This is a genomic window from Candidatus Chlorohelix sp., assembly GCF_037138995.1.
Taxonomy (GTDB): Bacteria; Chloroflexota; Chloroflexia; order Chloroheliales; family Chloroheliaceae; genus Chlorohelix.
The window spans coordinates 1-8361 of the sequence record NZ_JBAXHI010000076.1 but is presented as its reverse complement, the minus strand read 5'-3'; the positions used below and the strand labels follow the sequence as shown (position 1 = coordinate 8361).

Sequence of the window (8361 nt, the reverse complement as noted above, 5' to 3'; positions counted from 1 at the left end):
TTGCGCCAACCGAACGAGGGCGCATCGGAATGCGCTCCTACCAACCATTACAAACGGGGATATGTCCCTATCATTGGCTTGCCGATTCCGCTTTTCCTTCAGGGCGGAAAGGCTTATAATTCTCGTTGCCATAATGCGATGGGCAGCGAATTAATACAAGGGGTTTCAACCGCTTGCCGAAGCAAAAGAGTGGTTTTCCCGATTCTACTATTGGGGATATGTTGGTTTAACATGTGTTCGCAATTGAACCTGTTAGCCGGATTCTATAATATAACGGTTGTTATATTTATGAGGCATGTAAAAATCTAACGCTTGTTATATGACAAGGGGGATATGTGGTGCAACTTCCAGAGGATAAGTACGAAGCAGCGAAGTTAATCAACCAGCAATATAAGGATAATACGCTGCACGGCTCGCTTGATATTGAGATTGTCGAAGCCAGCCCGGAGAAAATGGTCGGCACGATGCAAGTCAACTCCAAAAACCATCAGCCGTTTGGCTTGTTGCATGGGGGCGCGAATGTGGCGCTTGCCGAATCGCTGGCATCATTGGGGGCGTGGCTAAACCTGCCAGATCGCACCACCCATGTAGCGGTGGGGCAGGAAATCAACGCTAACCACCTGCGCCCCATCGGGGATGGGATGGTAACAGGCGAGGCAACACCGCTGCATCGGGGGCGCAGTTCGCAAGTGTGGGATATTAAAATCTACGATGAAAAGCGGCGGTTGGTATGCGTTTCTCGTTGCACCGTTGCCATAACCGAAATCAAGCAGAAACCGATAACAAGCGAGAAAGCAGGCTAAAGTGAGCGCGGAAAAAGCAAGTTTCGACCCCAAACGTTTCAAGCAACAAGAGCGGGCGGGCTTTAATCTGGTGGCAGAGCGTTACGAGCGCGGGGTTGAGGTGAACCGAGGCGCGTTAGAGCGGATGGTAGAACTGGCGCGGCTGGAAACGGGCGGGCGCGTGCTAGATGTGGCATGCGGACCCGGGCTGGTATCGCGCTACGCTGCCCGAAAAGTGGGGGAACAGGGCGCGATTATTGGCATTGACATTGCGGAACAAGCGTTGGAAATCGGGCGCAAACGGGCAAAGGGCGAAGGGCTGGAAAACATCAGCTTTGCGGTGATGGATGCCGAGCATTTGGCAGCAGCAGACGAGAGCTTCGATGCCGTCCTGATTGGGCTGGGGCTGATGCACTTTCCGCATCCTGAAAAGGCGTTGCAAGAGGCATGGCGCGTGCTGAAACCGGGCGGACGTGTGGCAGTAACGGTGTGGGGCGAAGAACATGAGGTGGATTTCTTGCGCTTGGCGTTGCTGGCAATAACGCGCCAATTTCCGCCGCCTCGCGTAGAGCGTCCTTCTATGTTTCGCTTTGGCGCGTCGGGCGTAGTGGAAGGGTTGTTGCATGCGTGCGGCTTCGGGGAGGCGCGAGTGGAGCGGCTTAACGCCAGCCTGACCGTAGCGGGGGCAGAGGAATATTGGCAGGGCTTTTTGGATGCGGCGGGAATAACCACCGTCTCCCTTGCCAAGCAACCGCCCGAAGTGATGCAACAATTGGTGGCGCAAACTCGCCAAGACTTGCAAGCATACCGGCAGGGCGAGAGCTACGTGTTAAATAACGTCTCGCTGGCGGGGGTAGCGGTAAAATAGCCACTCATCGTCTCATTTTGGATTGCCGATTTTGGTCGGGAGTAGCGCCACAAAGGCACAAAGGACACAAACCAAGAGAATTAACCCGTAGGGGGCGCATTCCGATGTCGCCCTCGATGGGTGGCGCAAATTGAAGTGAGTTTTGTTGTGATTGGCATCATATCTAGGTATTCGCAAAGTAATATATAGCGCGAACCTGGCACTGCTCGTTTCAATTCTCCTGCTGTCTGTGATGCTTCTTGAAACATTGTTTTATCTAGGTTTGTCTTTATTTCACATGCAAAAGGAAATAGAATCAAGAATATTACCGTTATTCATACCCAGTAGAACTGCTGCCACATATGCCTTCCCCAAAAGGGATCCAAAAATACATCCTCTTCCGGGCAAACTGTTTCCATCAAATATTCGATTAGTTCTGGTGAAAATTGACCTCGCCAAGGTAAGCGACTTGTTCTTGAACGAGCTTCAATATTGAGTCTTGATTGAACAAGACCTAGCGGGTGTTGTCTGAGTTTCTTGTATAGGGCGCTAAAGACATGCTTATCCTGTGCTTGGTTTTTGTCTCAAATTTGCTAATACTCATTTTATCATACAATTAATGGCGAAAATATGGTTGTAGTGGAGAAAAACTTGAGCTAAACAAGGGGCTTATACCCCTTGCCGTTTATCTAAATGAGGTTGGTTAGGCGCTTTGCGAGGGAACGTAGATATTGCGGTGAGTGAAGGGGGCGCGTACTATTCGCCATACCAGCTTGCGATTGGGTAGCCAGTTAATGTATGCGCCGTGCTTCTGATTTGCCAGCATTTGCTTGACCAACCACGGCGTAACCGTTTCTACCCTATCGCCCATTATATTGAAGAACTTCCGCGCTTTCTCCGAGCCTTCCCCTTCCAAGCCCGGTTGCATCAAATCCGTGACCACAATGCCGGGACTCAGGTAGCACACTTGCACCGGCGTTTTGGTAGCTTCTTTGATTAGCCCTTTGGTAAAATAGGATACGCCCGCTTTGCTGGAGGCGTAGATAATCGTTTTTGGCACAACCGGTCCGCTATCGCCCATGCCCATCATGTTGTAAATCTGCCCTGAGCCTTGCGCCAACATCCCCTTAAATGCCACTTTCGAGCCGAACATCTCGCCTAACAAGTTGGTACGAATTATCGCTTCGATGGTCTCGGTTGGCACATCCCAGAAAAACTCGCGGGGATAGCCTCTCCCAGCGTTGTTAATCCAGATGTCCACCTTGCCATAGTTTTTGACGGCAGCATCCCACAGCGATTGAAGTTGCGCCGGGTCGCTCACATTGCACACATGGCTCTTAACCCGCGCCGCCCCGAACCGCGCTGCCAAACTTTTCTCTGCTTCGGCTACTTCTGCCGGAATATGTGCGCTGATAGTAACGCGCTGCCCTTGCTTGAGAAATTCCTGCGCCAACCCGTAACCGATGCCTTTGCTGCTGCCCGTAATCACAATGCTTTTCATGCCAAGCCTTTCCTCTGCCCTTTGCGGGGGTATGATTCGTTTATCAGCCTTATTATGCCGCACAAAAATAGAAACGCCTGTAGTTTGCGTTTCTTTTCGGGCGTAATCTCACTTATCCAGAATTGCCCGGACTATTCTTGCCAGCGCTTTGAAAGAGTAGGGTTTGGAAAGAAGTTGTGTGTTACTATCGAAATTTTCAGAATTGTAAATCAGGTCAACGCTATACCCGCTAGTTAAGACTACTTTCATATTTTTGTCAGACTGACGGATTTTTTCTACCAGTTCTATTCCACTCATGCCACCCGGCATAACTATATCGGTCAGTATCAAATTTATATTTTGCCCATGTTTTTCCCACAACTTCAAGGCGTTTGTTGCATTTTGGGCTTCAAGGATATTATACCCTAGCTTTATTAAACTTCTTTTAACCAGCGTCAGTAAAGAGGATTCATCTTCAACTATAAGAATAGTTTCAGTTCCGCCTTTTATTGGGGCGTTATCTATTACTTTTTCTTTTATTGGAGCAATTTCATCAACAGTTGGAATATAAATCTGGAAAGTAGCGCCTTCATCCGGCGTGTTGTGAACTTGTATCCAACCCTTATGTTGTTTTATGATGCCATACACGGTTGATAAGCCTAGCCCCGTACCTTTTCCCGGCTCTTTGGTGGTGTAAAATGGTTCAAATATATGCGGCAGAATTTCCTCGCTGATACCGCTTCCAGTATCGCTCACGCTTAGGCAAACATGCTTGCCCACTTGGGCTTCAAGATTATAATTAGCATACAGAGGGTCTATTGTAACTAGGGAGGTTGTCATTATCAACTGCCCGCCATTTAGCATAGCATCCCGCGCATTAATCGCCAAATTTAGCAAAACCTGCTGGAGCATGCCCTCATCCCCTCGAATCGATGGCAAGTTTGGAAAATAATTTACCCGCAAGGTAATATTTTCCCCTATTACGCGCCGTAGTATCTTGCTTATTTGCTCTATAACATCGTTTAGGTCGAGCAAAGAGGTTTTCATTACCTGACGGCGGCGGAAAGCCAGCAATTGTTGGGTGAGGTTAGAGGCACGGTTGGCTGCCTGTGAAATTTGATTCAGGTAGTCGACTCCATCCGAATCCAGCTTTTGCGTATCTAAAATGATGTCGGTATAGCCCTCGATTGCCGTCAAGATGTTATTAAAATCATGCGCTACCCCACCGGCTAATTGCCCCACCGACTCCATTTTTTGAGCTTGGCGCAATTGATTTTCAAGATTTAACCTTTCGGTTATATCGAAGGCATAGGCATGTACCAGATGTATTTCGGCAATAGGGAAAAATGACCAAGTGAAAGTTTTTCCGGTTACAATATGTTCTGACGCGATTTTAGGCTCATTGGTTTTCAAGCAATTAAATATGATATTTTGCCATTCCGGCGGTAATATTTCAGAGGGATGCTTTTTGTGCAGTTCTTCGGTTAATTTCTCAGCCGCTTCATTATAGTATGATAGATGCCCTTTCGAGGTAAATTCAAATACAGGGTTAGGGTTAAAGCGTGGAAAAGCGGCAAGGTGGCTTACCAGCTTTTCGGCAAACTTGCGTTCGCTCAAATCGAGTGCAATACATAATGTCCCCAAGAAAGCATTGGAGTCTTTCACATTGGAAAATGTTGTATAAGCCGGGATTATAATCCCATCATTTCTTTTTCTTTCCAGTTCACCTTCCCAATTGTCAGATTGCTCAATTTCTTGGCGAATTGCACTCTTGCCCAGATGCAAAAGCTCAAATAGATAGCTTTCTTGAAGCTCTTTACCCGGCAACTCGTAAAATTCTTCGGCAAACTTGTTACAGTATATTATCTTGTATTGGCTATCGGTGGCTAACACTGCGGTATGCACATTATCTAGCAGCGAGGCTTGGAACTTTATTTTCTTTTCGGCAACCTTCTTTTCAGTAATATCGGTCATTATTGCTAGGTAGGCGGGGCTTCCTTCCCATTCCGTATCAATAATATTCAATTCGGCGGTAGTTTGCGTACCATTTTTTATCAGAATATCAATTTCGGTGGTATCGCCCGAAAATACCGGAAAACCGAAAGGAAGGCTGACTATCTCCGAGAGTGGGCGACCAAAAAGCTTTTCAGCTTGAGGATTTGCAAACCTAACGAAGCCCTCGAGGTCAATTACTAAAATTGCATTCAGAAGCTTGTTTATAATGTTCTTGAAACGATTCTCACTGGCAAGCAATTCTAGTTGGCGTTGCTCTAGTTCAACTTTACTATTACTCATTATTTTATCTGCTAGTCTGTATATTTAATCCTGAAACAATCCGCCTAAACGCTCAACTTCTCCGGCGCTTACATGGATAGGATTTCCTGCAATAATGCCGGTAATATTGCGGAAAGGCTTACCGATGTGCATGCCCGAACCATCAATTGTGAACTCCCGAATGTCTTTATCATGCGCCGAACCGCGCATTTTTAAGACGGTCAAACCCCGGCGCATCTCACCAAACATTTCAACGTAGCGTAGCAGAATGATAGAGTCCGTTATGGTTGAGATATGCGCTTCTGTTACAGAAGAACCGCCTAGCAGGGTAGGGGTGGTAGCGGTAAACAGCCCGGCAATCTCTTGATGCTTGATAAAGGCGGTCAACCCGATTACAAATTCGCGAAAGCCGCGCATAGTTGAAACCCGCTCTAGCGCGGATAAGCTATCAATTGCTACTCGATTCGGGTTGAAATCCTCGATAATCATTTTCATTTTGATAAGATGGTCTTCCAGCCCGGCAGTTTCGGGATATTCGCACACTACTTTTAGTAGCCCATCCTTTTCAAGTTGGTCATAGTTCATGCCCCAACCGGTGGCATTCCTGAACAATTGCTCGCGGCTTTCTTCAAAGGCGAAGAGCAAGCAGCGTTCCTTGTTTATTGCCCCGCCATGAATAAATTGGGTGCTAACGAGGGTTTTTCCTGTTCCGGTTGCGCCAGAAACCAATAATATCGAATCTCTGAAGAAGCCGCCCCCACACATATTATCCAATTCAGAAATGCCGGAGCTAATCCGCATATTAGAAGACCGCTGTTTTAATTCCATTGCGGATAGCGGCACAATCATAATTCCGGCGTTGGGTATTATAGTAAAAGGATATTCGCCCTTTTGATGGGTTGTGCCTCTGAACTTTAGAATCTCAATGGTGCGCCGGCGTTTTTCTTCTTCTAGCACATTACGCAAGATAATTACGTTATCTGCGACAAATTCCTCCACTCCATAGCGGGCAATTTCGCCATATTCATGAATCCGCTCCGCCGTTAGGATAGCCGTTACTTTCATTTTTTTCATGGCGGAGGCTATTCTAAATAATTCATTTCTAATCAGGCTGTTATCATTAAACTGAGAAAAGATTGCTCCCAACGAATCCATTGATATTCGCGTGGCTTGCACCCGGTTTACCGCGCTTTCGATGCGTGCCAACAACGCGCCGAGGTCATAATTGCCCGCGATAATGGCATCTGCCCCCGGTTCTGGCGAAGCATCTACAAAAACCCATTTTCCTTCTTTCTCCCAAGTTGTTATATCCCAGCCGATTGCTTCTATATTCTGTCGAATATCATGGGGAGATTCTTCAAAAGTTACAAAGACCCCGTTTTCATTGTATTTATGAATACCTTCCGCTAGAAATTGGGCGGCAAAAATAGTTTTCGCGCTTCCGGCAGTGCCGGTTATAAGCGTGGTTCGATCCTTTGGTATTCCCCCATTAGCGATGAAGTCAAACCCCTCTATTCCAGTTTTAAGCTTCTCTATTAATGGAAGAGCGCTACTAGCAGCCATCATCTACTCCTTTACCCTTTCCTCTCCTGCTACATGGAGGTCGAGACCTGCAATAACTTTATTCTTGTCAGTTAAATCTCCTATTACGCGCCGCGCTGGAGGAGGTACTTGCTTAACCAGTGTAGGGGTGGCTATAATTTTATCTTCTTCCGCTAGATTAGGTCGTTCCAAAACATCAACAATGGTTATCTCATATTGACCCGGAATAATTTCGTCACAGATCTGATAAAGATTTGAGATGGCGCGTTCGGATTTAGAAGTATGACCAGTGATGTATAGTTTAAGCAAATACTTGCTCATTATTTAACTCCCGGCTCGCGTCCATTTACTAAGGATTGATTTCTAGTCTCATATAAATAATAATTGCGATAATAGGACACTAAATGTCCCATTAATTCTAATAAGAGATAACGACCTTCTTCTGCATATATATTTGTTTGTTCGAGTGTTCGGCTTGCCACCGCTGCCTTTAAAGCTTGCTGGTGTAGTAGCACAACATCCCGGGGACCCGCTTTCAAAAAACCCAATTGATCGGCTATAACGCGCAAATTTTCAGAAATAGTGTAATTCACCTTGAAAATCTGCGATTCAACCGCTTCATGGAGTATTCTGGAGTAATCCTGTATTAGTGTAGAAAAGGTAGTGGTGGCACTTTCCGTAAGAGCAGGCACCCCGAAAGCCTGTGCTGTTACCTTGGTGCCGGGTGGGGTGGAAAGCCTTTCAAACTCTTTAGTTTCTCTTGTTGCCGATAAAGTTTCGCGGTTGGTGCCATCCATATGCCAAAACGCGCCGAACACTCTTCTAAGGATATTACTATCAATCTGTCCTCGCACCAAATAATCTTTCGCGCCGCCCTCTAAAACTGATTCTACGAGAGTTTCCTCTGCATTATCGAGAATAACTATCACAGGCAGATTGCTGTTACTTTGGTGCAGTTTTTTGATGCCAGCTTTAAGCTCCTCTGAAGATTGTGAAGGGTTACTCAGGATTGCTATGTCGGAGTTATTACTATTCAAAAGCAGTATTGCGCTGGTCAGGTCAGAAGCTATGACCAATTCAAAGCGGATATTTTTAAATAAGCTTGTATCAGAAAAAGCTTGAATTATTTCGTCACGATCATGCCCAATTATTAGTATGCGAATTCGTTCCAGAGTCATATGGCTATTGCCTTGCTAATCCCCTTATAAAGAAGAAATCCCCCAATAAACAACTATAAGTATAACATTATTGCTATAGATTAATAATTAAAGGAAGGTTGGATATTCAGGATTGTTACAAGTTGCTCTTGCCCTCGATTGCGCCCTCGTTCGGTGGCGCAGCAGAGACAAGGGGTTTTAACCCCTTGCCCTCACCCCCCCAATTTTTCGGGCGGCGCTTCGCGCTTTCGGAAATCCCCTTTACCTTTCCCCTTTGAC

The 8361-nt window shown here is 46.3% G+C and carries 8 protein-coding genes; 3 read left to right on the top strand and 5 right to left on the bottom strand.

From position 1 onward, the window contains the following. From WCK19_RS17870 to WCK19_RS17860, 3 genes are all read left to right on the top strand, one after another. Positions 1–309: hypothetical protein (locus WCK19_RS17870; RefSeq protein ID WP_342398764.1), on the top strand; the 309-nt coding region annotated here is incomplete at its 5' end. Between the two features lie 29 nt (positions 310–338). Continuing rightward, positions 339–803, top strand: a complete 465-nt coding sequence (locus tag WCK19_RS17865) for a hotdog fold thioesterase (protein ID WP_342398763.1) — start codon at positions 339–341, stop codon at positions 801–803. A 1-nt stretch (position 804) separates the two neighbouring features. Then, a complete protein-coding gene (locus WCK19_RS17860; protein ID WP_342398762.1) occupies positions 805–1650 on the top strand; it encodes a methyltransferase domain-containing protein in 846 nt (281 codons plus the stop codon). A gap of 682 nt (positions 1651–2332) precedes the next feature. Here WCK19_RS17860 and WCK19_RS17855 read toward each other — a convergent pair. From WCK19_RS17855 to WCK19_RS17835, 5 genes are all read right to left on the bottom strand, one after another. After that, on the bottom strand, positions 2333–3130 hold the full coding sequence (locus tag WCK19_RS17855) for an SDR family oxidoreductase (protein WP_342398761.1): 798 nt from the start codon (positions 3128–3130) through the stop codon (positions 2333–2335). 108 nt (positions 3131–3238) lie between these two features. Next, positions 3239–5404, bottom strand: coding sequence for an ATP-binding protein (locus tag WCK19_RS17850; protein ID WP_342398760.1), 2166 nt, complete (start codon positions 5402–5404; stop codon positions 3239–3241). Positions 5405–5428: 24 nt separating this feature from the next. Beyond that, positions 5429–6949 carry a circadian clock protein KaiC gene (gene kaiC / locus WCK19_RS17845; RefSeq protein WP_342398759.1) on the bottom strand — a complete coding sequence of 507 codons (1521 nt, stop codon included), beginning with the start codon at positions 6947–6949 and terminating at the stop codon, positions 5429–5431. After that, positions 6950–7246 carry a circadian clock KaiB family protein gene (locus tag WCK19_RS17840; RefSeq protein ID WP_342398758.1) on the bottom strand — a complete coding sequence of 99 codons (297 nt, stop codon included), beginning with the start codon at positions 7244–7246 and terminating at the stop codon, positions 6950–6952. It lies immediately after the preceding gene. Further along, on the bottom strand, positions 7246–8103 hold the full coding sequence (locus tag WCK19_RS17835) for a response regulator (RefSeq protein ID WP_342398757.1): 858 nt from the start codon (positions 8101–8103) through the stop codon (positions 7246–7248). Before WCK19_RS17835 ends, WCK19_RS17840 begins: the two co-directional genes overlap by 1 nt. Positions 8104–8361: the final 258 nt, after the last annotated feature.

Bases quoted from the DNA above. Each gene is read 5' to 3' on its own strand.
- WCK19_RS17855 (WP_342398761.1), bottom strand. From the start codon at position 3,130: ATGAAAAGCATTGTGATTACGGGCAGCAGCAAAGGCATCGGTTACGGG.
- kaiC (WP_342398759.1), bottom strand. From the start codon at position 6,949: ATGATGGCTGCTAGTAGCGCTCTTCCATTAATAGAGAAGCTTAAAACT.
- WCK19_RS17835 (WP_342398757.1), bottom strand. From the start codon at position 8,103: ATGACTCTGGAACGAATTCGCATACTAATAATTGGGCATGATCGTGAC.
- WCK19_RS17850 (WP_342398760.1), bottom strand. From the start codon at position 5,404: ATGAGTAATAGTAAAGTTGAACTAGAGCAACGCCAACTAGAATTGCTT.
- WCK19_RS17840 (WP_342398758.1), bottom strand. From the start codon at position 7,246: ATGAGCAAGTATTTGCTTAAACTATACATCACTGGTCATACTTCTAAA.